The organism is Sinomonas atrocyanea (genome assembly GCF_001577305.1).
Classification (GTDB): Bacteria; Actinomycetota; Actinomycetes; order Actinomycetales; family Micrococcaceae; genus Sinomonas; species Sinomonas atrocyanea.
In genome coordinates, this window is sequence record NZ_CP014518.1 from 2,834,773 (window position 1) to 2,860,962 (window position 26,190).

Consider the following 26,190-nt stretch of genomic DNA (forward strand, 5'->3'; position numbering starts at 1 on the left):
GGCACCGGCGGCGGCGCGCTGCCTAGCGTGGTGGACGGTACGGGACGCTCCCACGGGGGGACCATGGAACTGCACTGCACGCTCATCTCACCGGACGCCGGCGGCGCGCTGGCGGGGCGGATCCGCCGGGAACTGGTGGTCCACGCGGCCGAGGGCTCGCCCGGCTCCGACGTCGCCGAGGCGCTGGAACGTGCCTACGGCCGCGGGGACTGCACCGTCGAGGGCCTGTCCCTGTCCGGCCTCGCGGTGGGCCGGCCGCCCCTCGTCAGCGGCGCGGTCCTCGTCGCTTCCGGCGCTGGCCTCCTCGGCCGCGGCGCCGGCACCGGTCCTGGCCGGCCGGCCCCTCCCCCGCTCTCGCTCGTCGTGCATACAGGACCCGCGGCAGGGACCGTGGTGCCGGTCGGACGGGGAACCCTCAGGCTCGGCCGCGCCCCGGGTGGGCCGGGCCGCTGCCTGACGCTGCCGGATCCCGAGCTCTCCCGCGACCATGCGCTCCTCGAGGTGACCGATGCGGCAGTCACCGTCACCGACCTCGGAAGCTCCAACGGCGTCTGGGTCGGCGGGCGTCGGGTCCAGCGCGCCGAGCTCTGCGTCGGCCAGGACTTCCGTCTGGGAGCGGGCACGTGCACGCTCGTGTTCGCGGCCGAGGAAGCCCTGCTCGACGCCTCCGCCGGATCCGGCCCGAGTGCGCCCCTGCGGGTGGCCCGCCACGCGCCGCCGTCCCGCAGGGCGGCGATGATCACCATGGCCGTGCTCCCCCTGGGGGTCGGAGTGGCCCTCGCCCTCACCACCGGGATGTGGATGTTCCTCGCATTCATCGCCGTCTCCGCCGCCTCCGCCGTCATCCCGCTCCTCGAGGGCCGGTCGGCGCGGCGGGACTTCGAGCGGCGGCTCGCGTCCGCGGCCGACGCCGATGCCGCACGCCGGCGCTCGAGGGCACCTGACGTCGGGCTTCTCGCGAGGTCCTCCGGCGTCGCACCCCGGCGCGAGGGCAGCGCAGGAGAGGGCGAGGACGGGTCGGTCCATGTGCGCCTCGGGACGGCGGACCAGCCCGCGGACATCGTGCTCGAGCCCGAGGGCTCCCGCCCCGCGCCGCCCACGCTCTCCGCTGCCCCGGTGACGGTGCCGCTCCGAGGAGTCCTCGGGATCGACGGCGGGGCGGAGCAGATCGAGGGACTCATGGCGTCGCTCCTCCTCCAGCTCGCCCGGCTGCCGTCCGCCGAGGGCCTGGACATCGCCGTCGTCGGGGGCACGGACAGGCTGCGGCTGGTGGCCCGGTTCCTCCCACGCCTCAGGTTCCTGCCGGCACGCACGACGCAGGCGCGCCTCGACGCCGCCCTGCCGATGCACCCGCGCGGGCTCCTCATGGTCCTGCCGGGCACGGATACGTGCGCGGCGGCCGTCCACGCGGCGCTCGCCCGCGGCGTGCCCGTGGTCGCGCCCCTGGACCGCCTGCCCAGGCCCGCCGACACGGTGGTCCGGCTCGGCGGCAGCAGCTCGGCCCTCGTCCGGGAGGGGCCGGCGGCCCCCTTCGCTGCCGACCTGATGCCGGCAGCCGCCTTCGAGGCCGCCGCGCGGCGTGCCGGGCGATCGGCGCCCGTGGCAGGGCACTCCGGCGTCCCCGACCGGTGCGGGCTCGACGAGCTCGCACCGCTCGACGCCGGCGGGATCGCGGCAGCCTGGGCCAGGAGTTCGCTCGGCGGCGGCGTCACGGTCCCCCTCGGACGCTCCGAGAGGGGCACGGTCCTGCTCGACCTCGTGGCCCACGGGCCGCACCTGCTCGTGGCGGGCACCACCGGATCGGGCAAGTCGGAGTTCCTCCGCACCCTCGTGGCGGCCGCGGCCGCCACGCACTCGCCGGGCCGCCTCACGTTCCTGCTCGTGGACTTCAAGGGCGGCTCCGGCCTCGAGCCACTCGCTGGCCTTCCCCATTGCGTGGGCCTCGTCACCGATCTGGCCGGAGGCGGCATGGACCGCACCCTCGCCTCGCTGCGGGCCGAGCTCAAGCGGCGGGAGCGGATGCTGGGGCGTGTGCGTGCGGCTGACGTGGTCGACTACGCGCGCCTCGCCGACGACCTGCCCCGGCTCGTGCTGGTCGTGGACGAGTTCAGGATGCTCGTCGAGGAGGCCCCGGCCGCCCTGGCTGAGCTCATGCGCATCGCGACCGTGGGCAGGTCCCTCGGCATGCACCTCGTCATGGCCACGCAGCGCCCCCAGGGTGCCCTCTCGGCGGACATCCGGGCGAACGTGGCCACGAGCATCGTCCTGCGGATGCAGCACGATGCCGAGTCCTCGGATGTCCTGGGCTCACCGCTGGCGGCCCGGATCCCCGCCGCCCGCCCGGGCCGGGCCTACCTCGCCGTCGGGGGTGACGAGCCGCTGGCCTTCCAGTCCGCCTCCCTCGGGCTGTCCACGGCGGCTCCCGCCGCCGTCCGGATCACCGACGCCCATGGCTGGCCGGAGGACGGGGGCGCCGACGCCCGGGAGGTCCGGCCGACACCGGCCGAGGCGGCATGGCCCCTTGTCGAGGCCGCGCGCACCGCGTGGGCCGCGGCGGGCGGCGCGCCCGTCAGGAAGCCCGTCGCACCACCCCTGCCGGACGAGCTCACCGTCGCCGAGGCTGCCGCCTGCTCGGCCCGGTCTCGGGGCGCGGACACGCCCGCAGGGATGCCGGCGGGCCGTGGAAGGCACACGATGCGGGACCGCATCCACCTCGGGCTCGTCGATGTCCCGCACGAGCAGCGGCTCGCCCCACTGGACTGGGACCCTTCAGCCCACGGCCACCTCGCGCTGGTCGGGCCCCCGGCAGCCGGAGGGGCAGGGGCCCTCTCCGCGGTCGTCGGCCAGCTCGCCGAGGGTGGGGCCGTCCGCCACCTGTACCTGCTCGACGGGGACGGCTCCCTCGCCGGGTGGAGGGACCATCCGCGGGTGGGGGCCCACGTCAGCCTCGGAGACCTGCGGCGGGCGGCGCGCGTCGTCGCGAGGCTGGGTGAGGAGTGCGCGCAGCGCCTCCCTAGGGAGCCCGGCGCGCCGGCTCCGGTCCCGCTCGTCATCGTCGTCTCCGCGTGGGGTGCCTGGGTCTCAGCGCTGCGGCAGAGTCCGCAGGCGTGGGCGGAAGAAGGACTGGGCGACCTCGTCCGGAACGGGGACGCGGCCAGACTCAGCGTCGTGGCGGCCGGCGAGCGCGAGCTTGTGGGGTCACGGATCTTCGGCGGCATGGCGGCCAGGGTCTACTTTCCACGGGGGGCCACCGTTGAGGCGCGCCTGTCGTGGCCGCGCCTTCCCGCTATGCCGGCGCTCGTGGGCCGCGCGGCGGCGGCCGGGACCCTCGTGGTCGGGGACGCCCCCTTGGCTGCACAGTGCTGCATGGCCGGCCCTCCGCCCGGGGGCGCCCGGGCTTCCGGCAGCAGACCGTCGGCGCGCCCCCTCTCCGGCGGCGAGCCTGCACCCTTCCGGGTCGATCCGCTGCCGGCGCTCGTCCCCGCAGCCCTGGTCGCCGAGCTCGCGCGGGCCGCCGGGCCGGGCACGGCAGCGGTCGCAGCTCCGCCGGGCCGGCACCTCGTGGTGGGGCTGGCAGGCGACGAGGCGGCGCCGCTGTCCCTCAGGCTCGCCTCCGGCGAGGTGCTCCTCGTGCTCGGGGCGCCCGGGTCCGGCAAGAGCGCGTTCCTCGCGGCCCTGCCGACGATGAACCCCGCGGTGGACTTCGTCGCCGCGGACCCGCGGTCGCGGGAGCTGGAGTGGCAGGCCGTCCTCGACCGATGTGCCGGGTCCGGAGCCGGAGCCGCCGTCGCAGAGCGGACCGTGGTCCTCGTCGACGACGCCGACCACCTCGATCCGGCAGAGAACCAGCTGCTCTCACGGCTGCTCGAAGCCGGCGCGGGGATGGTGGCCACGGCGGGCTACAGCGCCAGCCTCTACGCGCGGTGCCCGCTGGCCCTCGCGGCGCGCTCGTCGGGGACAGGCATCCTCATCGCCCCGCGGACGCCGGGCGACGGCGACGCCCTCGGGGTCCGGGTCGATGTTCCGGGACGTGTCCCGCCCGGGCGCGGGGTGGCCGTCGTCGACGGCCGCCAGACGGACGTGCAGCTCGGCGTGCCGCACCAGCACTCGGACGCCACCGCGCCGTGGCCCGCTGGCGGGCGGCCCTGGCAGTCCTAGCTGGCAGTCCTAGCTGGCACCGCCGGCGTCCTGCCCACCGGCGTCGGGCCGCTCGGGTGCCGCGCCGTCGTGGTTCCGGCCGCGGGCGCTGCCCTGGGTGACGGCGAGGACGCGCTTCTCGAAGAGGAGGAAGAGCGCCACGAGCGCCGGGACCACGATGGCGATCCCGAGGACTACGACGCCTCCGGTGAGTGTCGGCACGCCGATGACGAGGGCGAAGAGCTGTGCCACGAGCGCGGCCGACCGGGGCCAGCGGCGCCCCCGCCACAGGAACACCCCGGCGGCGGCCAGCCACGCCCCGAAGGCGGCGAGGAGCACCAGGGTGAATGCCGCCCCGCCGGGCGACGTCTCGGCGTTGCCGGCCAGGAGCTCTACCGCGTAGAAGACCGCGAAGCCCACGAGGACCGCCGCCTCGAGCAGCACGACGGCCACGAGCACGGCGAGGGTCCAGGGGCGGTGGAACGACGGGGCGTCTGGGGTAGGCACACCCGCACGATACCCGAGGCTCCTCCCTCGGAGCCCAGCCGGTCCCGTGGCGTCCCCGCAGGCGGTCTCGGGCGGAGGCGAAGGTGTGACGCATCCCTCTCGCCCGGGGCCCGAATCCTGCCCTCGACCCCTTGTTTACACCCAGTTAACGTGACAACCTTAATGAAGTTGACCGCGGGGCCCCCACAGGCCCCTTTGCTTTGGACGGACTCGTGAATGTTTTCACAAGCCGCTCGTCCCCCAAGAACGGAGTTGCTCTACCACCATGGACTGGCGTGATCGCGCGGCCTGCCTCGACAAGGATCCGGAACTGTTCTTTCCTGTCGGGAACACCGGGCCAGCCCTCCTTCAGATCGAAGAAGCCAAGAGCGTCTGCCGCCGCTGCCCCGTCGTGGACACCTGCCTGCAGTGGGCCCTGGAGTCCGGTCAGGACGCCGGCGTCTGGGGCGGCATGAGCGAGGACGAGCGCAGGGCGCTCAAGCGCCGCGCGGCCCGCGCGCGCCGCGCCTCCTGAGGCACGGCCCCAGGGCCGCCCGCACAGACGCTTCCGCCGCCCGCTGCTGCCCCTCCCGAGGGGCAGCGGCGGGCGGCTTCTCTATGCGCCGGGGTCAGCCCGGGCTGCCGCGGGCCGGGCCGGTTCAGCCCTGGTCGAGCCCCAGGACGATCTTCACGACGGTTCCGCCGCCCTCGCGCTCGTGCCAGGAGATCGTCCCCGCGAGCTCGCTCGTGACGAGGGTCCGCACGATCTGCAGGCCCAGTCCCTCGTGCCGGGCCTGCCCCGGCGGCAGCCCGACGCCGTCGTCCTCCACGGTGACTTCGAGCTCCTCGGCCCCGGCGTCGTCCCGGCGACGGTCGGCGGTGAGCCACACGGTGCCGGAACGGTCCGCGAGGCCGTGTTCCACAGCGTTGGTCACGAGCTCGTTGATGACGAGTGCCAGCGGCGTCGCGAAGTCGCTCGGGAGGTCCCCGAAGTCTCCCTTCCGCTCCGTGGCCACGTGCTGGCCCTCGGTGGCGACCTCGGCCGAGAGGCGGAACTGGCGGCCGATCAGCTCATCGAAGTCCACGGTCTGGGTCAGTCCCTGGGACAGGGTCTCGTGGACGAGGGCGATCGTCGCGACGCGGCGCATCGCCTGCTCCAGCCCCTGCTTCGCCTCCTCGCTCTTCATCCGGCGAGACTGCATGCGCAGGAGCGCGGCGACCGTCTGCAGGTTGTTCTTCACCCGGTGGTGGATCTCACGGATGGTGGCGTCCTTGGTGACGAGCTCCATCTCACGGCGGCGCAGCTCCGAGACGTCGCGGCACAGGACGAGCGCCCCGAAACGTTCATGCTCGTCGCGCAGCGGGATGGCACGCAGGGACAGGCTGACCCCGCGGGACTCGATCTCGCTGCGCCAGGGCATGCGCCCGGTCACCACCAGCGGGAGCGTCTCGTCGACGAGGCGTCGGTCCTTGAGCAGCCCGGTCGTGACCTCGGCGAGCGAGCGCCCCTCGAGGGACTCGATGCCTCCGAGCCGACGGAACGCGGAGACCCCGTTGGGGCTCGCGTACTGGACCACCCCGTCGGCGTCGAGCCGGATGAGGCCGTCCCCCACACGCGGGGCACCGCGGCGCGATCCCGTCGGGGAGGCGAAGTCCGGCCACAGGCCCAGGGTGCCCATGCGCAGCAGGTCGTAGGCGCACTGGCGGTACGTGAGCTCGAGCCGGCTCGGCATGCGCGAGCTCGAGAGGTCGAGGTGGGAGGTGACGACGGCGAGGGTGCGGCCGTTGCGCACGAACGGCACCGCCTCGACGCGCAGCGCCATCTCCGAGTTGAAGCTCGTCTCGTGGTGGCGCTCGATCGTCTGGCTGTTCCACGCCCGGTCGACGAGCGGCTTGAGGTCGGAGCGGATGCGCTCCCCCACGAAGTCGCTGTGGAAGACCGTGTGCGTGGTCGACGGCCGCACATGGGCCAGGGCGATGTAGCCGTCGTCGGGATGGGGGAACCACAGGGCGAGGTCGGCGAAGGCGAGGTCGGCCACGAGCTGCCAGTCCCCGACCAGCAGGTGCAGCCACTCGGCGTCCCCCGGACCGAGGTCGGCGTGCTCCCTGATCGGATCCGTGAAGATGGCCACCTGCACTGCCTCGTTTCCCGCTTTCGTCAGCGCCCGGGACACCCGCCTGCCGGGCTCCCGCTGGCCGCGGGGACGCGAGGGCCGCGAGGGCAGGGCCCCCGCGGCCTCCGGCGTCCGCGCCCTACGAGCGCACGATCGACCGCAGCAGCCTCAATGCTACCGAGAGCGAGGCGATGTCGTCGCGCTCGAGGGAGTTGACCTCGGCGAACATCGCCGCCGCCCGGTTGAGCTGCTCGCGGTTCTCCTCCTCCCACACGGCCAGCCGCTCTTCGGGCTCGAGCGTGTCCGGCGCGGCGTCCATGATCGACCGGGTGAAGTCGGCCACCGTGCTGTAGAGGTCATCGCGCAGCGCGGCCCGGGCGAGCGCCTCCCAGCGGTCCCGGCGCGGCAAGGCGGTGATGCGCTCGAGCAGCCCGTCGACCCGGAACCGGTCGAAGACCGTGTAGTACACCCCGGCGACCTGCTCGATCGAGGCACCGCTGGTCTGGGCGATGCGGGCGACGTCGAGCAGCGCGTAGCTCTCGAACAGCTCCGCCCAGCGGTGGGCGAGCTCCTCCGGCAGCCCCCACGAGCGCGCCCGGTCCAGCCACGCGGCGACGCGCTCGGCGTCCTGGCCCCGCAGGTACTCGAGCAGCCTCGCGCGCAGGGCCGCCAGCGGCGTGCCGTAGTCCTCGACGACCTGCGCGATCGGCCCACCGGTGGCCCCCTGGTGGATGAGCCAGCGGACCGCCCGGTCCAGGAGCCGGCGGATGTCCAGGTGGATGGCCGTCCAGTGCTCGGTCGGGAACGAGGCCGGCAACGCGTTGAGCGCCTCGGTCATCTCGTCCAGCCGGTACACCTCGCGCAGCGCGACGAACGCCTTGGCGACCGCGGCCGGCGTCGCGCTGGTCTCCTCGATGGTGCGGAAGGCGAACGTGATGCCGCCGAGATTGATCATGTCGTTCGCGACCACCGTGGCGATGATCTCGCGCCGCAGCGGGTGGCTGTCGAGGTCCGTGTCGAAGCGTTCCGCCAGCTCGACCGGGAAGTACTCGCGCAGCGTGCTGCGGAACCACGGATCGTCGGCGAGGTCGCTGTCCCGCAGCGCCTCGGTCAGCTCGATCTTGGCGTAGGCGACGAGGACCGACAGCTCGGGGGCGGTGAGCCCCTGCCCCTGCTCGAGCCGCTTGTGCAGCTGCGCGGTGGTCGGCAGCGATTCGAGCGAGCGGTCGAGGTCGGCCTCCTCCTCGAGCCAGTCCATGAGGCGCTCGAAGCTCGGGCTCCACTCCACGACGCGGGCGCGGTCGTTCACGAGCAGGATGTTCTGGTCGATGTTGTCCGCGAGCACCAGGCGCCCCACCTCGTCCGTCATGGTGGCGAGGAACGCAGCCCGCTCCTCGGCGGGCAGCTTCCCCGCGGCGACCATGCGGTCGACGAAGATCTTGATGTTGACCTCGTGGTCGGAGGTGTCGACGCCGGCCGAGTTGTCGATCGCGTCCGTGTTGATGATGACGCCCTGCAGCGCGGCCTCGATCCGGCCCTGCTGCGTGAAGCCGAGGTTGCCGCCCTCGCCGACCACCTTCACCCGCAGGTCGCGCCCGTCCACGCGGATCGCGTCGTTGGCCTTGTCGCCCACCTCTGCGTTCGTCTCGGCGCTGGACTTGACGTACGTGCCGATCCCGCCGTTGTAGAAGAGGTCCACCGGTGCGAGCAGCACCGCCCGGAGCATCTCGGGGACGCTCAGCTGCGTGGTCCCCTCGGGCAGGCCGAGCGCCCGGCGCACCTCGTCCGTGACCGGGATCCACTTGGCGGTGCGCGGGTACACCCCGCCGCCGGCGCTGATCAGGTCCCGGTCGTAGTCGTCCCAGGACGAGCGCGGAAGGTCGAACAGGCGCCGCCGCTCGGCGAAGGAGGCCGCGGCGTCGGGCGTCGGGTCGAGGAAGATGTGGCGGTGGTCGAAGGCCGCCACGAGCCGGATGTGCTCGGAGAGGAGCATCCCGTTGCCGAAGACGTCCCCCGACATGTCGCCGACGCCGACCACGGTGAAGTCCTCGGCCTGGGTGTCGACGTCGATCTCGCTGAAGTGCCGCTTGACCGACTCCCACGCGCCCCGTGCCGTGATGCCCATGGCCTTGTGGTCGTAGCCGACGGAGCCGCCGGAGGCGAAGGCGTCGCCGAGCCAGAAGCCGTACTCCTGGGAGAGGCCGTTGGCGATGTCGGAGAAGCTCGCGGTGCCCTTGTCCGCCGCGACGACGAGGTAGGAATCGTCGTCGTCGTGGCGCACGACGCCGGCCGGCGGCACGACCTTCTCGGTCACCGCCGCCTCGTCCCCGGCCGCGCCCGGGGCGGCCTCGCTGACCCGGTTGTCCGTGATGTCGAGCAGGCCGCGGATGAAGGTCTTGTAGCTCTCCACGCCCTCGGCGAGCCACGCCGCCCTGTCCTGCGCCGGGTCCGGGAGCCGCTTGGCGTAGAAACCGCCCTTGGCGCCGGTGGGCACGATCACCGCGTTCTTCACGACCTGGGCCTTGACCAGGCCGAGGATCTCCGTGCGGAAGTCCTCGCGCCGGTCCGACCAGCGCAGGCCGCCGCGGGCCACCTTGCCGAAGCGGAGGTGGACGCCCTCGACGCGCGGGGAGTACACCCAGATCTCGTACGCCGGCTTGGGCGAGGGGAGGCCCTCGATCAGGCCCGGGCTGAACTTGAAGCTCAGGTACGGGCGGCCGAGGTAGTAGTTAGTGCGCAGCGTGGACTCGATGAGGTTGATGAACGCGCGCAGGAGGCGGTCGGCGTCCAGCGTGGGGACCTGCTCGAGGGCGGCGCCGAGCTCCTCCTTCACCTGGGCGCTGCGGCGGGCGCGCTCCTCGTCGGAGAGCTCGGGGTCGAAGCGGGCCTCGAAGAGCCCCACCAGGCGCCGGGTGACCTCTGCGTTGCCCAGGAGGGTGTCGGCGATGAAGCCGAAGGAGTTCGAGTTCCCGATCTGGCGCATGTACTTCGCGTAGGCGCGCAGCATCTGCGTCTGGCGGGAGCGCAGGCCCTCCCTCAGCACGAGGCGGTCCAGGCTATCCGACTCGGTCTCCCCCGCGAGCGCCTGCCCGAACGACTCGGCGAGGAGGTCACCGGTGGAGACGGGGTCGATCCCGGCCGGGTACTTCAGCCCGAGGTCGTAGAGGAAGAACTCCCGGCTGTCGCCCGTCTCGATCTCGAACGGGCGCTCGTCGAGGACCTCGAGGCCGAGGTTGTGGAAGTACGGCAGGATCTGGCTGAGGCTCCGGGGCTCGAAGAGGTAGAGCTTGACCCGGGCGTCCTCCTCGAGCGCCTCGCCGTCGCCCTGCGGGAGGTAGACGTAGACGGCCGGCCGCTCGCCCGTGCCGGACTCGGCGGCGGCTTCCGCAGCGCCGGCGGCGCGGCTCGCGGCGTAGTCCTCGAAGCGCGTGATGTCCTCGAGCGCGTCCTCGATGGTGAAGTCCACCCGGTAGGAGGCCGGGAACGCCTCACCCCAGACGGCCGCGAGGTGCTCGGCAGCCTCGAGGGGCCGGTTCTCGTGCAGGACCTGGGCGATGCCCTCGCTCCAGGAGCGCGTCGCGGTGACGAGGCGCTGCTCGAGGGCGTCCCGGTCGACGGCGCGCAGATCGGCAGCGCTAGTCGCCTTCGGCAGGCGGATGCGGAAGTACAGCCGCGCAAGCGCCGAGTCGCTCATGTGCGAGTCGTAGTCGATCGAGTCGGAGTGGAACTCCTTCCCGAGCTCCTGCTCGATGCGGCGCCGCACCGCCGTGTTGTACCGGTCCTTGGGCAGGTACACGACCGCATTCATGAACCGTCCGTAGATGTCCGGTCGGAGGAAGAGCCGGGTCCTGCGACGCTCCTGCAGCCGGTGGATCCTCGTGACGGTGTCGAGGAGCGTCTGCGTGTCGATCTGCATGAGCTCGTCGCGCGGGTACGTCTCGAGGATGGCGAGGAGGTCCTTGCCCGAGTGGGAGTCGGCGGGGAAGCCCGAGCTCCGCATGACCTTCTCGATCTTGTCCTTCACGATCGGGACGGTCCGCGCGGACTGGGTGTACGCACTCGAGGCGAAGAGCCCGATGAACCGGCGCTCCCCGTCGACCTTCCCCGCCGCGTCGAAGCGCTTGATGCCGATGTAGTCCAGGTAGGCGCGCCGGTGCACGGTGCTGCGGGAGTTGGCCTTGGTGATCACGAGCGCCCTGCGCTCGCGGGCGTGCTCCTGCCCCTCGACGGTGAGGTGCTGGAGCGCGTGCCCGGCGTCGCCCCGGAGCAGCCCGAGCCCGCTGCCCTCGACCAGCTCGAGGACGTCCTCGCCGTCGACCGTCGTGAGGTCGTACTCGCGGTAGCCGAGGAACGTGAAGTTCCCGGCGTCGAGCCAGCGCAGGAGCTCCTGCGCGGGGACGAGGTCGGGGATGTCCTCGGCGCCGGCGACGGAGCCGAGGCCCTCGGCGATCTCGAGCGCCTTGGAGCGCATGGGCTGCCAGTCCTCCACGGCCGCGCGCACGTCGCCGAGGACGCGGCGGACCCCGTCCACGAGCTGCGTCTTGGCTGCCGCGGAGGCGCGGTTCGTCTCGATGGCGATCCACGACTCGATGTGGGTGGCGTTGTCGCCGTCGGCGACGAGAGCGCTCAGCAGGGGCATCGTGGCCGTGTCGCCGCTCGACATGCCCCACTGGGCGGGCACGCGCTGGACGGCGACGAGGCCGCCGTCGCTCTTGCGGCGGGTCACCACGAACATGGGGTGCACGACGAGATGGATGGGTGCGCCCTGGCGCCCGAGCTCCGCGCTGACGGAATCGACCAGGAAGGGCATGTCGTCCGTGACGATGTAGACGACGCTGCGGCCGCCCTCGTCGACGACGGCGATGTTCGCGGTGCCCGTCTCGCGGCCCTCGGCGACCGCCCAGTGCTCGCGGGCCCGGTCCGCAAGGGCTTCGCCGGGGTACGCCTGCCGGTCTTCCTCGGCCAGGTGCTCGTAGTAGTCCGCGAGGAACTTGGTTTCCTGGTCCGCTGATGGGAACGGGGTCTGCTGGGCAGTACCTGTCGACACTCTGGCTCGCCTCCGGTGCATGTGGCTGCCACCTCGCAGCCCTCTGATCCGAGCCTAGCGCGGTGCTGCCGAGCCAGCTTTGGCACGTAGGCCAGCGAATCTTCGATTTCGCTGTCGAGGTGCACACACGAGCTCTGCGATGCTGTGCCGCATCGCAGACTCGGGGGCCGCTTCCAGGAGCACTTGGCCCGCGAGCAGCGCAGCGTCCGCGGCCTCGGCGTCGTGCGGCACCATCGCGGCGATGGGCAGTCCGGGGCCGAACCGCTCCCATGCATCCCGCAGCGCACGCTCCGGGAACCGCCCCACGGCGGACGCTCGGAGCCGATTGAACACGACCGTGGGCACCGCGCCCGGGACAGCCTGTTCGAGGTCGGCCAGCGCACGCACCAGGCGGGGCATGCCGATGGAGTCGGCAGAACCGACGGCCAGGACGCGGTCGGCGAGCTCGAGCGCGCGCAGGGCCGCCCCGTTACGGCGGGGCGCCATGGTGTCGAAGCTGAGCTCCTCATCGGCCTCGAGGCAGAATCCGGGGTCCACGACGACGAACTCGGCCAGTTCCCGGCAGCGTTCGAGCACGGAACCGAAGGCGGCCGCGCGCAGCTCGGGCCAGCGGTCGGCCCGGGTGAGGCCTGTGAGGACGCGGAGCGTGCCTGCGCCCGTGACGACCGGGCTCGCGACGCGCTCGAGGGAGGCGCGGTCGAGGAGGCCCTGGTCCGCGAGCCGGCAGGCCTGGGCGAGGCCGGCCGAATCGTCGAGGAGGCCGAGTGCGGCCGCCACGGAGGAGCCGTAGGTATCGGCGTCGACGAGGATCACGCTGCGGCCGTCCGCGGCGAGCTCTGCGGCACAGTTGACGGCAATCGTGGTCCGGCCCGGCGAGCCGATCGGGCCCCAGACCGCGATGATCTGTCCCAGCTCGCCCGGCTCCGGCCCCTCCTCCGGATCCTCCGCATCCGCGTCCGCATCCGCATCCGCACCGAAGGTGGGCGGCGCCCCGGCGAGGGCGAAGGAGGACCCGGGCCGTCCTGGACCGAGCGCTGCAGCCGCCTCGACGGCCTGGCCGATCAGGCGGGCGAGCTCCTGGGCGGGAACGGCCTCGGAGGCCGCGAGCACTCCGAGTCCGGCGAGCCGCACCCGCTCGGCGTCGTCGTCGGTGAGGCCCACGAGGGCGACCCCGACCGCTCCGAGCCTGTCGACGAGGGTCGCGGTAACCTCCTGGGTGGCGCCGGCGATCACCGCAGCCCTGGCCAGGCCCGTCTGGCAGGCCGCGACGAGCTCGGCGAGCTCGGAGCAGCGCCGCACCACGGTGACCGGCCCGTGCAGGCGCTCGAGGGACCCGACGAGTTCGGCCTGGCCGGCCCCGACCGTGACGACGGGGATGCTCATCGGGAGCCGCCCGCGGGGTTCCACACGAGCGAGACCTTCGCGCTGTTCGCCTGGGCGCCGAGGACCTGGGCGAGCTTCGCATCCTCGACGAGCACGAGGACAGTCGTCTCGCGGGTTCCGCCGAGCGCCGAGGAGGCCGTCTCGATGTGGGCGATCTCGGCGCCGGTCACGAGGCGCTTGGGCTCGGAGAATCCGTTCCTCCCGTCCGGCAGGGCAACCCACACGTCGACCCGCGATCCCGCCGCGGCTTCCGCGGGCAGCGGCTGCGCCACGCTGATCGAGACCGGCTTGCGGTCGACGGCGTGCGGCTCGCCGAGGCTCGACGCGGGCACGAGATCGCCCTTGGACACCCGCTGGAGCGCCACCTTGCCCTCCGGCAGGCGCCCCGCCGTGAGGTACCGTCCTTCCGCATCCCCGAGGCGGACGTCGACGCGGACGAGCCTGCTCGGATCGACCGTCTGGCCGACGGCGATGTCCTCCTTCGCGGCGTAGGCCGCCACCGTCCTCTGGGCTGAGTCGACGAGCGCCACTACCCCTGCGACCGAGGCCGCGACGAGCAGGAGCCCGACCAGCAGGCGCGGGTCCTTCCATGACGGCTTCGCCAGCCGGGCCCCGCGAGCCCCATCGGCAGCAGGCATTGCTCTCCCCCTCCAGTACGCAGGCCGCCAGCCGGCCCCCCGGCGCCATTCTCGCCGGGAGCGGCGCCGGACCCAAGTCACAGGGCACCATCGCGCCAAACTGTGGATAACTGCCCCGGTCCCCTCCAGGGCGGTGGCAGAATGGATCCATGCCCCGCTTCCTGACGCTCGCAGATGTCTGCGATCAGCTCCAGATCAGCGCAGCCCAGGCGTATGCGCTCGTGCGCAGCGGCGAGCTCAAGGCCATCCAGGTGGGCGGACGCGGTCAGTGGCGCGTCGAGGACGTCAAGCTCGAGGAGTACATCCAGGAGAGCTACGCCAAAGCCGAGAGGATGCTCGCCGAGAACCGGCGGGACCACACCGGCGCCTGACTGGTCCCGGGGACGCCCTGCCGACCGCCGGCGCCCGCCACGGGCGCCCCATGAGCGGGCGAGCCTGCCAGCCCCGCGCTAGCCGCCCGAGCGGACCGCGATGAGGCGTGCGAAGGGCACGACCCGCAGCCCGCGGGCTGCTCCCCCATCGTGCGCCCGCGGCGCAGCGATCTCGACATAGTCCGCGCCGACGGTATCGAGCGTGCCCGCGACCGTGAGCGGCTCGCTTGCTCCCGCGTCCACGAAGCAGGCCACGGGAGAGCGATCCCGCGCAATCGCCCGCAGTCCCGAGCCGAGGGACAGCGCGCGCCGGACCGCGGAGCCCTCGGCAACGGCCGCACGTCCGAGCCCTTCGATGGTCACGATGCCGAGATGCGGCACGAGCACGGAGTAGGGGCCGGAATCCAGGGCGAGCCAGGTGGACGCGACGTGGGCCAGACGTCCCCGGAACCGGACCCCACCGGCGAGCAGGAGCGCGAGCGGCGCTGCACCGTGGCCCCGCAGCCGCTCGGCGAGGCCTATCCCGGCGGCTTCGGCCCGCGCGAGGTCGGCCACCTGCGCCTCCAGCTCCAGCTGGCCCGCGGCAGCGAGCTGCGCCTCGAAGTCGGAGAACAGGTTGTCCCAGCGCATGGCGCTCACCCTACCGCTCCCTTCACGTCGACGACCCATTGAGGAAGATCTCTCGACAAACCGCCGCCATCATGATCAAACTTGCTTCAACGCTGCAAAGCGCACCAAATGGCATCAAACAGCATCAAATAGGCCTGAAGAAGACGTTTGAGGGGGGACCATGGAGAACACCGTCCTCCTCGGCCTCGTCGCGAGCCTCGTCGGCCTCGCGGTGGTGGCCTGGTGGCTGCTGTCCATGGGCTTCGCCATCGCGTCGGCCCTGCTCGCCGCCGCCGGGGCGTCGACGGCGTCCCGGCGTGTGGGCAGCTTCGCGCCAGCGTTCATGCGGCGCCTCGCGATGGCGATGCTGGGGCTGGGCCTCGTCGCTGTGCCCGCCGCCCACGCCGACAGCCTCCCCGACCCGGCCTGGCGTCCCGCGGCCTCGGGCCCGGCGGCGGCGGTGCAGGGCACTCCGGCGTCCGCTCCCGTCGCGCCGCCGGCCCCGGAAGCAGGCTGGGTGCCCGCCGCCCCGCCCACAGATCCGGGCCCGCTCGTGCAGCAGCCTCTGCGCCCGCCGGCCCACACCTCACAGGTAGAGGTCCGCCCGGGCGACAGCCTGTGGACCATCGTGGCGCGCCATCTCGGGGCCGGCGCCACCGACCTCGACATCGCGCAGGCATGGCCGTCCTGGTACGAGGCCAACGCCGGAATCATCGGCGGCAATCCCGATCTGATCCGCCCGGGCCAGATTCTCGTCCCGCCGCGCTGAGACCCGGGACCAACGGCGAAGGCGCAGCCTCCGCCGGACCGCGCCCACGAGTACCGGGGCAGCCCTCCCTGCCGCGCGCCCTTGCGCCGGCCCCACCAGAAGGACCTCACCGCCATGGCTCCACGCACCCTGCCCCAACTCGTCGAGACCGGCCCCCGCACCGAGGACGTACTGCGCCTCCACCGCGCGCACCCCGATCCGGGGAAGGGCACACCGAGGACCTCGGGCACCTCCGCACTCGCCGCCGAACCGGCACAGCGCCCCGCCAGGCGTCTGCGCGCACTCCCTGGCGCGCATGAGGGCGAAGAGGTGCGCAGGCTCGCGGCAGCGATCACGCGGGCGACGATGGAGGTCCTCGCCGGGACGCGGCCGGTCCAGCAGCTCACACCGTGGCTGCACCGCGATCTGCTGGCCTCTGTCCAGCTGCGGGCGGACCTCAGCCGCGCCGCCCGGGAGGGGGCTTCGGGGCCCTCGGCACGTGCGCACCGTGCCACCACGATCAGGTCCTCCCACGCGAGCCTGATCGAACCCGGGCTCTACGAGGCCGCCGTCGTCGTGGCGGACGCCGCGCGCTGCCGCGCCGTGGCACTGCGCCTCGAGGCTGCCCGCTCGGGATGGCAGGTCACGGCGCTCGAAATCGGCTGAGGGACCGTGGGCAGAGCGGACGGAAAAGGCCGGCGGCCCATCCCGAGAGATGGGCCGCCGGCCGTCCGCTGAAGGATCAGCGCTTGGACCGACGCCCCGGAGCGTTCTTGGACGCCGGCCGCGAGCCGCCCTTCTTCTGTGCGGGCTTCTGGCCGGTCGCCCGGGAGCCGCCGCCGTTCTCGGCGGCGCGCGAGCGGGCCTGCTCCACGTGCGTCTCGGTGGTGCCGTCCTCGGCGGGAGCCGAGTACTCGAGCCGCGCGGGCTGGACCGGTGCCTCGGCCTGTTCGGTCTGCTCGATCTCGAGGTTGAACAGGAACGCGACGGACTCCTCGCGGATGCCCTCCATCATCGTCTGGAACATGGCGAAGCCCTCGCGCTGGTACTCCACCAGGGGGTCGCGCTGCGCCATGGCCCGCAGGCCGATGCCCTCCTTGAGGTAGTCCATCTCGTAGAGGTGCTCCTGCCACTTCCGCCCGATCACGGACAGGACGACCCGGCGCTCCAGGTCGCGCATCGTGTCCGGTCCGATCTGGGCCTCGCGTTCGGCGTAGAGGAGCTTCGCGTCGGAGATGATCTCCTCCTTGAGCATCTCCACGGTGACGCGCGGCTTGCCGCCCGCCTCGTCGATGACGTCCTGGGGAGTGATCGAGATGGGGAAGATCGTGCGCAGGTTCGACCACAGGGCGTGGAAGTCCCAGTCGTCGCCGTTGCCCTCCGCAGTGGCCGATTCGATCATCGCCGTGAGCGTGTCCTCGAGGAAGAACTGCACCTTCTCGTGCAGGTCGTCTCCTTCGAGGATCCGGCGCCGGTCGCCGTAGATCGCCTCGCGCTGGCGGTTGAGCACGTCGTCGTACTTGAGCACGTTCTTGCGCTGCTCGGCGTTGCGCCCCTCGACCTGCGCCTGGGCGGACTGGATCGCGCGGGAGACCATCTTCGACTCGAGCGCCGTGTCGTCCGGCAGGCTCGAGGCCATGAGCCGCTCGGCACCGCCAGTGCCGAAGAGGCGCATGAGGTCGTCCGTGAGCGAGAGGTAGAACCGCGACTCGCCCGGGTCGCCCTGACGGCCGGAGCGGCCACGGAGCTGGTTGTCGATGCGGCGGGACTCGTGGCGCTCGGTGCCCAGCACGTAGAGGCCGCCGAGGGCGAGGACTTCCTCGTGCTCGGCCTTGACGGCCTCGTTGGCCGCCTGCAGCGCGGCGGGCCACGCCGCCTCGTACTCGGCAGAGTTCTCTTCGGGGTCCAGCCCCCGCCCGGCGAGGTCGGCCACGGCCATGAACTCGGCATTGCCACCGAGCATGATGTCGGTGCCGCGTCCGGCCATGTTGGTGGCCACCGTGACGGCGCCCTTGCGGCCGGCCTGGGCCACGATGGCGGCCTCCCGGGCGTGGTTCTTCGCGTTGAGGACCTCGTGGCGGACGCCGGCCTTCGCGAGCGCCTTCGAGAGGTACTCGCTCTTCTCGACGCTCGTCGTGCCGACCAGCACGGGCTGGCCCTTCGCATTCCTGCGCGAGATGTCCTTGACGACGGCGTCGAACTTGACGATCTCGTTCTTGTACACGAGGTCGGACTGGTCGATGCGTGCCATGGGCTTGTTCGTGGGGATCGGCACAACCCCGAGCTTGTACGTGCTCATGAACTCGGCGGCCTCGGTCTCCGCCGTGCCCGTCATGCCGGAGAGCTTCTCGTAGAGGCGGAAGTAGTTCTGGAGGGTGATGGTGGCGAGGGTCTGGTTCTCCGCCTTGATCTCCACCCCCTCCTTGGCCTCGATGGCCTGGTGCATGCCCTCGTTGTAGCGGCGTCCGGGCAGGATTCGGCCCGTGTGCTCGTCGACGATCAGCACTTCGCCGTCGAGGACCACGTAGTCCTTGTCCCGCTTGAAGAGCTCCTTGGCCTTGATGGCATTGTTGAGGAATCCGATGAGCGGGGTGTTCGCCGACTCGTACAGGTTGTGGATGCCGAGGTAGTCCTCGACCTTCTCGATGCCGGGCTCGAGGACGCCCACCGTGCGCTTCTTCTCGTCGACCTCGTAGTCGTCCTCGCCGAGCCGCAGGGCGAGCTTGGCGAATTCGGAGTACCAGCGGTTCGCGTCTCCCTGCGCAGGGCCGGAGATGATGAGCGGGGTGCGGGCCTCGTCGATGAGGATGGAGTCCACCTCGTCCACGATCGCGAAGTGGTGGCCGCGCTGGACGAGCTCGTTGCTGTCCCAGGCCATGTTGTCGCGGAGGTAGTCGAAGCCGAACTCGTTGTTCGTACCGTAGGTGATGCCGGCGTCGTACTGCTTCTTGCGCTCGGCCGGGTCCATGTTGGCCAGGATGCAGCCGCTCGAGATGCCGAGGAAGCGGTACACGCGCCCCATGAGCTCGGACTGGTACTCCGCGAGGTAGTCGTTCACGGTGACCACGTGGACGCCCTTGCCAGACAGCGCGTTGAGGTAGGCGGGCGCAGTCGCCACGAGGGTCTTGCCCTCACCGGTCTTCATCTCGGCGATATTCCCGAGGTGGAGCGCCGCCCCGCCCATGAGCTGGACGTCGAAGTGGCGCATGCCCAGGGTGCGGCCGGCAGCCTCGCGGACGGCGGCGAAGGCCTCCGGCAGCAGGTCGTCGAGCTTCTCGCCGTCGGTGTGGCGCTCGCGCAGCCGGTCCGTCTCCGCGCGCAGCTCGGCGTCCGTGAAGGCCTTGAACTCGTCCTCGAGCGCATTGATGGCGTCCGCGTAGACGCGCAGCTGCTTGAGCGTCCGGCGGTCGCCGGTGCGCAGGAGTTTCTCGAGAAGGTTTGCCACGTGGCGTTCGCTCCCTTGTCAATGGCGTGTGCAGCAGCGTCTCGTGCGCTGCGGCGGGATTCAGTCTACGGGAGACACGCGCGGAACCCCGTGCAGGTTCCGCCCTCCGCGGACGGGCCCGACGGCGCGGGCGAGCGCGGGGGCGAGACTGCCGCGGTCCGCCACACGCACCTGGTCGAGCTCCAACCAGTCTGCCAGCAGCCGCAGTTCCTCCGCGAGCTCGCCTGCCGTGTCCGGCGGGGCACCGGGTTCCCCGTGGGCGGCCTGCACGAGAAGGACCCCTGCGCTCCGGTCCGCCTTCAGGTCCACGCGGGCGGCCATGGCATCGCGCAGCAGGAAGGGCAGCACGTAGTAGCCGTACTCTCGGCGCTGCACGGGCGTGTAGATCTCGAGACGGTAGCGGAAGCCGAAGAGTCGCTCGAGGCGCCGCCTCTCGAACACGAGGGAGTCGAAGGGACTCAGGAGCGCCCTGCCTGTCGCGGCGCGGGGTATCGGGCGCCCGGCGGCGAGGAAGGTCCTGCCCTCCCATCCGTCGACGTGGACCTCCTCGATGCTCCCCTCGGCGGCCAGGACGGCCAGAGCGGATTCCGTGGCGCGGACCGGAAGGCGGAAGTAGTCCGCGAAGCAGCGCGCGGTGCCGATCCCGTGTGCCTCGACCGCGCAGCGCACGAGCGCGAGGATCGCCTCGTCCCGGCCCAGCCCTTCCTCGCGCACCAGGGCCCGGGGCAGCACGTCCTCGGTCAGCGCGTACCGGCGCTCGAAGGCGCCAGACCGGCCCGCCGAGGCGACCGTGCCGGCTTCGAAGAGGTGGCTCAGGACGCGTTGGACTGCGCTCCAGTTCCATCCCCACTGGTCGCGGCGGCGCTCCTCGACATGCCCCAGGCGGTCGGCCAGCTGCCCGGCTGTGAGGGGCCTGCTCGAGCCGAGCACCGCGAGGATGCGCGCAGCGAGGTCCTCGCGGGCGTCCGCGTCCATCTCGTGGGCGCCCACCCAGGCCCGCCGCTGCCACAGGCGCAGGGCGTCGAAGTGCTCGGGCCGGATGAAGCTCGCCTCGTGCGCCCAGTACTCGAGCATCCGCCGCGGGCTCCGGGCCGAGAGGCGGTCCAGCGTCTGCCGGTCATACGGTCCGAGGCGCGAGAAGAACGGCAGGTAGTGGCTCCGGACGAGCACATTGACGGAATCGATCTGGACCAGCTGCAGCGCCTCGAAGGCGCGCACGAGTGCCCGGGCGGACACGGGGCCGGTGGGGCGCGGGCGGTTGAGGCCCTGCGCGGCGAGCGCGACCCGGCGTGCCTGTGCGAGGGTGAGCCGCGCCGTCATGCTGTGCGGACGCCGGCGGCTTCGGCCCGGCGCGCCGCAGCGGCGGCCCCCAGGGGGACCGCCGCTGCCGGGGATGCCGCGTCCGGGGCCGCGGCCGTGCGCGCAGGATCAGGAGACAACGGCACCGGCATCGTCGGAGCGGTACGCGAGGATCTTCTCCTCGACCTTGGCCGCTCCGGGCTCACAGGCCTGATCGAGGCTGATGACGCCATAGGTCCATCCACGGCGGCGGTAGACCACGGAGGGGGTGTTCGTGTCCGCGTCGATGAACAGGTAGAAGTCATGGCCGACGAGTTCCATGTTGTCCACCGCGTCATCGAGGGTGAGCGTGGCGGCGGGGAACACCTTGCGGCGGATGAGCACGGGCGAATCGCCGGCCGGGATGTCGTTCTCGACCTCGTAGGGCGACGGCGCCTGGGCCTCCGAGGAGGGAACCTCGAGGGCGTGCTCGGCGTAGATCGGCGTACTGCCGCTGACCACCGGGAGGGAGGCGGTGGCCGCGTTGACCCCGACGGGGGTGTGCTTGCCGTGGTGGACCTTGCGGCGGTCCTTCGCCCGCCGGAGGCGTTCAAGGAGCTTCCCGTAGGCGAGGTCGAAGGCAGCGAACTTGTCCGGAGCGGTGGCCTCGGCCCGGATCACCGGTCCGCGCCCGGTGACCGTGAGCTCGACGGTGAGCTGGTCTCCTCCGGTCTTCGCACTGCTCTGCTTGGAGCACTTCGCATCGACGCGCTGGACCTTGTCAGCCAGCGCACCGATCTTCTCGAGCTTCTCACCTGCGTACTCGCGGAAGCGATCCGACACAGTCAGGTTGCGACCGCTGATGTTGAACTCCATGGTGCCCTCCAGATACTTCTGAGTTCAGCCGCATACCGGCGTCCAGAGGCTCCGTCGTCAGACAGTCGAGCCCCTTTCCTGAGCCGCTATCGACAGGTCCTTCTGGCTAAAGGACCCACCACCGACGTTAGTGGATCGTCACGCTTTATTCACCCCCCGTTGGCATCCTCCCGCTGTGTGTCCGCTGGGAGCGTACCGGCCGACCTCCGGGCCCCGGCGTCGGGCAGCGGCACGTGCGCGAGGGCCACGAGGCCGAGGACGACGGCGCCGGCGGCCTCGAGTGCGCGGGTCGCCTCCCGGGCGGTCGCACCGGTGGTCAGGACGTCGTCGACGACGAGGCAGCGGCGCCCCTGGAGGGATGGGACGGTGCGGCCGGCCTCCGGTACCCGGGCGCCCTGTCCCCGCACGCGCACATGTCCGCGGGCGGCGAGCGACCCGGAGACGCGGGCGCGGCGCTGGGAGCGGCCGAGCCCCTTCTGCGACCCTCCGCCCGGGGACACGACCGCGCGCGCCACCGCAGCGAGCCGCTCCCGCGGACCGCGCCTGCGGGGCGCGAGCGCTTCGGCCCACAGGGTCCCGGGCGGGATGCGGCCGTCGCGCCGGACCCGCGCGAGGAGCACCTGCAGCGGATCGAAGCCCCGCCGCAGGAACGCCGCCGCGCTCGTGGGCACGGGCACGAGGAGCACGCCGCCGTCCGCCGCAGTGCCGAGCCCAGCGGAACCGGCCGCGGCGGCCAGGGCCCGTGCGAGGGCGGCGGCGAGCTCGGCGGCCAGGACGGCGCTCCCGTGCCGTTTGAAGGCCAGGAGCGCGAGCGAGAGCTCGTTGCGGTACGGTCCGGCGGACACGGCCGGCAGCAGGACGCGGCCGCTTGCTTCGATCAGCGCCGGCGCGTGGTCCTCGACGCGGGCCGGCCTGGCCGTGAGGCGGCGGACCTGCCTCGCGCAGACGGCGCAGAGCTCTCGATCGGGGGCGCCGCAGGCGACGCAGTCGACGGGCACGAGGAGCCCGAGCACGTCCTTCGCCGCGGCCCCCACGCCGTCGAGCAGCCGCAGCGCCGGGTGCGCAGGGCGCCCCGCGTGCCGCCCGGCGGCAATCGGCTCGGGCCGATGCGGAGGCGGCGCGCCCCGCGGAGGCGGCGCGCCCCGCGGAGGTGGCGCGTCCCGCGGAGAATGGCACTGGCGATCGGGACGGAGCGGGTGCATGCCTCCAGCCTCACGGGGCGGCAGGCCCGGGGGCCAGCGCTCCGGTGCCCCATGTGGACAACGCGCCCGCACCGAACGCGCCAGGGGCGGCTATCCGGCGAACGAGAGGCCCTCGACGCCCTTGCCCAGCTCGGTCCACGTGGTGCGCACGAGCGCGAAGACCCCCGCCGGCGTCTGGGCGTAGATCTCCTGGTCGCCGTTGCCGGCCGAGATCGCCTCGATCCCGGGCAGCTGCGGCAGCTGCCGCGGATCTCCGCCCTTGAGCGAGACGAGCTCGGGTGCCACCGCATCGCTGGCGGACACCCCCGAGACGAGGATCGTGGTGTCGTCGACCCAGACCGCACGGCGGGGGCTCTTCTCGGCGGTCGAGAGCGTGATCGGCTCGGAGAGCGCCCGCGGGGTGCCGTCAGCGGCCCGCTGCACGCCGGCGAGCTGGAGCGACGTCGAGTTGCCCTGGGTCGAGAGGACGAGGGCGCGCGTGCCGTCGCGGGAGACGCGCAGGTCCTCCACCGTCCGTCCCGCGAGCCACGGGGCCGTCAGCGTCGCCTTGGGCACGGCCGCACCCTCGGCGGCCCCGACCGGTTTGTAGGCCACAGCCTCGGTCGCGCCGGCGCCGCCCGGACCGGCCGTCCACACCCAGTCGAACGGATCGATCGACGGCCGGCTGAAGCTGGTCCGCGAGTCGAGGAGCCGCGGGGCCTGGTTCGGGACGATGGAATAGAGGCCCTTGGCGCCGAGGAAGGCATAGACGTGCTGCGAGGCGGCCGCGGCGGGATCGTGCGGTCCGAGCGGGGCCACGCTGCGCAGCCCGTCGATCCTGGTGGCCTGCCGGCTCGCGTACTGGACGAGCTCGCCGCCGGCGATGCCCACCTGCCAGACCGGCACCTTGGGGTCGACGGTCGGCTCGGGGACCGACTTGCCCGTCGTCGGGTCCTCGAGGGTCACATCGGCCTGGTTCGAGCGCAGCGTCACGTCCACGACGGAGCTGATCCCCGAGAATGTCCGCACGAGCTGGTAGCGCATGCGCTGCCGGTCCGTGAACGAGGCGTCCCTCAGCTCGGGCGTCAGGTCGACCTGGGCGGTGTTGTCCACGATCGGCACCGATTCGCGCTCGAGCCGGATGCCCTGCGGGAACGCGCTCGCCACGGCCGAGCGCAGGTAGGGCGCCGGGCCCGCGATGAGGGCGCTCACGAGCGACTTCGCGACCCCCGTATTGTCGATGAACCAGCGCACGTCGGGGACGAGCGTCGTGAAGGAGGGGTCGTAGAAGTACAGGGGGAAGGGCCGGTAGAGCGCCTTGAACGTCTCCTCGGGGATGGCCGTGCCGTCCGGGAGGCCGGACAGGCGCCACTGGCCGTCCACCTGGGAGAGCGTGACGTCGATGTGCTCCTTGGTGCCCGGCGGGAACGGAGTCGTGATGCCCTGGGAGTCCACCGAATAGGCGAGGTCGAACTCGTAGCGGTACTGGTTCTCCTTCCCCGTCGCCACGACGGTCGCGCTGCCCCGGTAGACCAGGGTCCGGTCGCTGGGCTTCCAGGACACCGCCTGCGCGGGAGCGAGGAACTGCCGCGCGACGGTGAAGTCGTTCTGGTAGCCGCTGCCGGCGTTGAAGAAGCCCTCGATCATGGCCTGCGGGCTGGCGCCGTCGCGGGGCCCGGGCGGGATGATCTGGGGTGCATTGCCGAGGGTCACGGCGCTGTCGCGGCTCTTGCCGACGGTGCCGGTCGTGGGGATCTGGGCGCAGCCCGCCAAGGTGACGAGGGCGAGCAGCATCGCGACGAGAGCGGCCGGCACGGAACGGCGCATCACGCCTCCTCCCCTTCTGTGCCCGGCTCCCCCGGCGGCGTGCCCGGCTCCCCCGGCGGCGGAGCAGCGGCAGGCGAGGGCCCGCCGTCGTCCGCCGCCGTGCCGCCCGCGGCGTGGAACGAGCCGAGGACGACGCCGCGCGTCGACTGCTCCTCGACCAGCACCACGTCGCCGTCGGCCGGCTGGAGCGCGACCGGGGACTCGACGATCTCCGCTCCCGCGCGCAGCGGCAGCGTCAGGCGGAAGCAGGAGCCAGCTCCGGGCTTGCCCCAGGCCTGGAGCCAGCCGTTGTGGAGCTTGACGTCCTCGGTGGCGATCGACAGGCCCAGGCCCGAGCCGCCGGTGGTGCGGGCACGGGCCGGGTCGGCGCGCCAGAAGCGGTCGAACACTCGGGCCGCCTCCGAGGGGGACATGCCGATGCCGTGGTCCCGCACGGACACCCCCACCGAATCGGCGTTCGCGGCAACGAAGATTTCGACAGGACGGCCCTCGCCGTGCTCGAGGGCGTTGAGCAGCAGGTTGCGCAGCACGCGCTCGATCCGCCGCCCGTCCATCTCCACGACGATGCTGGGCGAGCGCGTGTAGAAGCGCACCTCGGAGCCGCAGGCCGCAGCGATGGGCGCCGCGGTCTCGATGACGGTGCGGATCACGAGGACGAGGTCCTGGGGCTCGGCGTCGAGCACCGCCGCGCCGGCATCGAAGCGGGAGATCTCGAGCAGGTCGTTCAGCAGGGCCTGGAACCGCTCCACCTGGTTGTAGAGCAGCTCGGCGGAGCGCTTCGTGACGGGATTGAAGGTGTCGCGCGCGTCGTAGAGCACCTCGGCGGCCATGCGCACGGTGGTCAGCGGGGTGCGGAGCTCGTGGCTGACGTCGGAGACGAACCGCTGCTGCATGCGGGAGAGGTTCGCCAGGGCGGTGATCTGCTCCTGCAGGTTCGCGGCCATGTGGTTGAACGAGGCGCCGAGGCGGGCCACCTCGTCCTCGCCCTCGACCGCCATGCGCTCCTCGAGCTGGCCGGAGGCGAGCTTCTCCGACACGGCCGCGGCGTGGCTGACCGGGGACACGACGCCGCGGGTCACGATCCAGGTGATCGCGCCGATGAGCAGGAGCAGGAAGATGCCGCCGAACCACAGCACGTTCTGCATGTCGTCGAGGGTCTGCTGCGCCGTCTCGATGTCGTAGATGAGGTACAGCTCGTACACGGTCCCGCCGAAGCTGACCTTGTTGCCGACCGCGATGGCCGGGTGGATCCGGTTGTCCACCGTCAGCGGGATGGACTGCCAGTACTGCTCCTGCTGCGAGTGCTGGACGGCGTCCCGCAGGCTCTGCGGGATGTCGTTCTCGGTCCGCAGGTAGGAGGCGCGGGAGTCGACCCAGCGGTTGCGCGGCTGGTCCTGGTTCGGCACGGCCAGGAACACGTACTGCCGCGGAGTCCCGGATTCACGGTTCTCAAGCTGGTTGAGGGTGTCGTTGACGAGCTTGAGGACGCCCTGCTGGTCGGTGACCTGAGCGCCGTCAAACGTCTCCTGGACCTGCTGGACCGACTGGCGGGTCTGCACCTCGGCCTGCGCGAGGCGCTCCTGGAAGAGGTTGTTCGCGATCTGGTTCGACAGGTAGGCGCCCACCGCCAGGAAGGAGACGAAGGTCAGCAGGAGCGTGACGAGCACGGTGCGGAACTGGAGGGACCGCCGCCAGCGGCGCGCGAACCCGCCCCGGGCCGCGAGGAGGGCCGGCCCGATGTTCCGCAGTCCGCGGAACCCGGCGCGGAACGCCCGGAATCCGAGGACGCGGGCGCGCTTGGCCGCGATCCGCGCCCGGTCCCCCACCTTGCGCCTCGTGGCCCACCGTCGGGCGAGGCCCCAGGCCAGGCGCAGCCGCGAGCCGGACCGCGCCGATCCGCCCAGCCCGGCCTGCGCGCGGGGCGCGTTCGGCTCGCCGTCGCGGGGGGCCTCCTCGGGGGAGGCGCCGGCGCCCGCGGGGGGCGTCCCGGGGGGCGTGCGGTGGTCCTGCTCGATGTCCATGGTTCTCGTTCTGGCGCGCGGCGTGCGTG

At 72.5% G+C, this 26,190-nt stretch carries 17 protein-coding genes; 5 read left to right on the forward strand and 12 right to left on the reverse strand.

Annotation, left to right across the window (positions count from 1 at the left end):
* Window positions 1-63 precede the first annotated feature (63 nt).
* Window positions 64-4,158, forward strand: a complete 4,095-nt coding sequence (locus tag SA2016_RS13060; RefSeq protein WP_066498765.1) for an FtsK/SpoIIIE domain-containing protein — start codon at window positions 64-66, stop codon at window positions 4,156-4,158.
* 9 nt (window positions 4,159-4,167) lie between these two features.
* Here the strand turns inward: SA2016_RS13060 and SA2016_RS13065 are convergent, their stop codons facing one another.
* The gene (locus SA2016_RS13065) at window positions 4,168-4,644 is read right to left on the reverse strand and encodes a hypothetical protein (protein WP_066498766.1); all 477 of its coding nucleotides are present in this window, start codon (window positions 4,642-4,644) and stop codon (window positions 4,168-4,170) included.
* Window positions 4,645-4,909: 265 nt separating this feature from the next.
* Here SA2016_RS13065 and SA2016_RS13070 point away from each other — a divergent pair, with 265 nt between their 5' ends.
* Window positions 4,910-5,158 carry a WhiB family transcriptional regulator gene (locus SA2016_RS13070; RefSeq protein WP_066498767.1) on the forward strand — a complete coding sequence of 83 codons (249 nt, stop codon included), beginning with the start codon at window positions 4,910-4,912 and terminating at the stop codon, window positions 5,156-5,158.
* Between the two features lie 124 nt (window positions 5,159-5,282).
* Here SA2016_RS13070 and SA2016_RS13075 read toward each other — a convergent pair whose 3' ends face one another.
* The 4 genes from SA2016_RS13075 to SA2016_RS13090 form a co-directional block, all read right to left on the reverse strand.
* Window positions 5,283-6,755 (reverse strand): sensor histidine kinase, encoded by a 1,473-nt coding sequence (locus SA2016_RS13075; RefSeq protein WP_066498769.1) that lies wholly within the window; start codon window positions 6,753-6,755, stop codon window positions 5,283-5,285.
* 121 nt (window positions 6,756-6,876) lie between these two features.
* Entirely contained in the window at window positions 6,877-11,784 is a 4,908-nt protein-coding gene (locus SA2016_RS13080; protein WP_066498771.1) for an NAD-glutamate dehydrogenase, read from the reverse strand.
* 54 nt (window positions 11,785-11,838) lie between these two features.
* Window positions 11,839-13,167 (reverse strand): CpaE/TadZ family protein, encoded by a 1,329-nt coding sequence (locus tag SA2016_RS13085; RefSeq protein WP_066498773.1) that lies wholly within the window; start codon window positions 13,165-13,167, stop codon window positions 11,839-11,841.
* The gene (locus tag SA2016_RS13090; protein WP_066498776.1) at window positions 13,164-13,805 is read right to left on the reverse strand and encodes a hypothetical protein; all 642 of its coding nucleotides are present in this window, start codon (window positions 13,803-13,805) and stop codon (window positions 13,164-13,166) included. Before SA2016_RS13090 ends, SA2016_RS13085 begins: the two co-directional genes overlap by 4 nt.
* 149 nt (window positions 13,806-13,954) lie before the next feature.
* Between SA2016_RS13090 and SA2016_RS13095 the strand changes: the two genes are divergently transcribed.
* Window positions 13,955-14,176: a helix-turn-helix domain-containing protein gene (locus SA2016_RS13095; RefSeq protein ID WP_066498778.1), complete on the forward strand. Its 222-nt coding sequence runs from the start codon at window positions 13,955-13,957 to the stop codon at window positions 14,174-14,176.
* A 78-nt stretch (window positions 14,177-14,254) separates the two neighbouring features.
* Here the strand turns inward: SA2016_RS13095 and SA2016_RS13100 are convergent, their stop codons facing one another.
* A complete protein-coding gene (locus SA2016_RS13100; RefSeq protein WP_084249511.1) occupies window positions 14,255-14,815 on the reverse strand; it encodes a hypothetical protein in 561 nt (186 codons plus the stop codon).
* Between the two features lie 151 nt (window positions 14,816-14,966).
* On the opposite strand from SA2016_RS13100, the gene SA2016_RS13105 reads away from it, so the two are divergent.
* Together SA2016_RS13105 and SA2016_RS13110 are read left to right on the forward strand one after the other, a co-directional pair.
* Entirely contained in the window at window positions 14,967-15,554 is a 588-nt protein-coding gene (locus SA2016_RS13105; RefSeq protein WP_066498782.1) for a LysM peptidoglycan-binding domain-containing protein, read from the forward strand.
* 114 nt (window positions 15,555-15,668) lie between these two features.
* Window positions 15,669-16,199, forward strand: a complete 531-nt coding sequence (locus SA2016_RS13110; RefSeq protein WP_066498785.1) for an Rv3235 family protein — start codon at window positions 15,669-15,671, stop codon at window positions 16,197-16,199.
* 76 nt (window positions 16,200-16,275) lie between these two features.
* Here the strand turns inward: SA2016_RS13110 and secA are convergent, their stop codons facing one another.
* From secA to mtrB, 6 genes are all read right to left on the reverse strand, one after another.
* Window positions 16,276-18,978: a preprotein translocase subunit SecA gene (secA, locus tag SA2016_RS13115; protein WP_066498790.1), complete on the reverse strand. Its 2,703-nt coding sequence runs from the start codon at window positions 18,976-18,978 to the stop codon at window positions 16,276-16,278.
* A gap of 60 nt (window positions 18,979-19,038) precedes the next feature.
* Complete coding sequence (locus SA2016_RS13120; RefSeq protein ID WP_066498791.1) at window positions 19,039-20,298, reverse strand: winged helix-turn-helix domain-containing protein; 1,260 nt, start codon at window positions 20,296-20,298, stop codon at window positions 19,039-19,041.
* A 108-nt stretch (window positions 20,299-20,406) separates the two neighbouring features.
* Window positions 20,407-21,132: a ribosome hibernation-promoting factor, HPF/YfiA family gene (gene hpf / locus SA2016_RS13125; RefSeq protein ID WP_066498793.1), complete on the reverse strand. Its 726-nt coding sequence runs from the start codon at window positions 21,130-21,132 to the stop codon at window positions 20,407-20,409.
* Between the two features lie 149 nt (window positions 21,133-21,281).
* A complete protein-coding gene (locus SA2016_RS13130; RefSeq protein WP_169803074.1) occupies window positions 21,282-22,166 on the reverse strand; it encodes a ComF family protein in 885 nt (294 codons plus the stop codon).
* Between the two features lie 258 nt (window positions 22,167-22,424).
* Window positions 22,425-24,140: an LpqB family beta-propeller domain-containing protein gene (locus SA2016_RS13135; RefSeq protein WP_066498797.1), complete on the reverse strand. Its 1,716-nt coding sequence runs from the start codon at window positions 24,138-24,140 to the stop codon at window positions 22,425-22,427.
* The gene (mtrB, locus tag SA2016_RS13140; protein WP_141305438.1) at window positions 24,140-26,161 is read right to left on the reverse strand and encodes an MtrAB system histidine kinase MtrB; all 2,022 of its coding nucleotides are present in this window, start codon (window positions 26,159-26,161) and stop codon (window positions 24,140-24,142) included. The genes SA2016_RS13135 and mtrB overlap by 1 nt, the downstream gene beginning before the upstream one ends.
* Window positions 26,162-26,190 lie beyond the last annotated feature (29 nt).

Bases quoted from the DNA above. Each gene is read 5' to 3' on its own strand.
- SA2016_RS13060 (WP_066498765.1), top strand. From the start codon at position 64: ATGGAACTGCACTGCACGCTCATCTCACCGGACGCCGGCGGCGCGCTG.
- SA2016_RS13070 (WP_066498767.1), top strand. From the start codon at position 4,910: ATGGACTGGCGTGATCGCGCGGCCTGCCTCGACAAGGATCCGGAACTG.
- SA2016_RS13085 (WP_066498773.1), bottom strand. From the start codon at position 13,167: ATGAGCATCCCCGTCGTCACGGTCGGGGCCGGCCAGGCCGAACTCGTC.
- SA2016_RS13090 (WP_066498776.1), bottom strand. From the start codon at position 13,805: ATGCCTGCTGCCGATGGGGCTCGCGGGGCCCGGCTGGCGAAGCCGTCA.
- SA2016_RS13095 (WP_066498778.1), top strand. From the start codon at position 13,955: ATGCCCCGCTTCCTGACGCTCGCAGATGTCTGCGATCAGCTCCAGATC.
- SA2016_RS13105 (WP_066498782.1), top strand. From the start codon at position 14,967: ATGGAGAACACCGTCCTCCTCGGCCTCGTCGCGAGCCTCGTCGGCCTC.
- SA2016_RS13110 (WP_066498785.1), top strand. From the start codon at position 15,669: ATGGCTCCACGCACCCTGCCCCAACTCGTCGAGACCGGCCCCCGCACC.
- SA2016_RS13120 (WP_066498791.1), bottom strand. From the start codon at position 20,298: ATGACGGCGCGGCTCACCCTCGCACAGGCACGCCGGGTCGCGCTCGCC.
- hpf (WP_066498793.1), bottom strand. From the start codon at position 21,132: ATGGAGTTCAACATCAGCGGTCGCAACCTGACTGTGTCGGATCGCTTC.
- SA2016_RS13135 (WP_066498797.1), bottom strand. From the start codon at position 24,140: ATGCGCCGTTCCGTGCCGGCCGCTCTCGTCGCGATGCTGCTCGCCCTC.
- mtrB (WP_141305438.1), bottom strand. From the start codon at position 26,161: ATGGACATCGAGCAGGACCACCGCACGCCCCCCGGGACGCCCCCCGCG.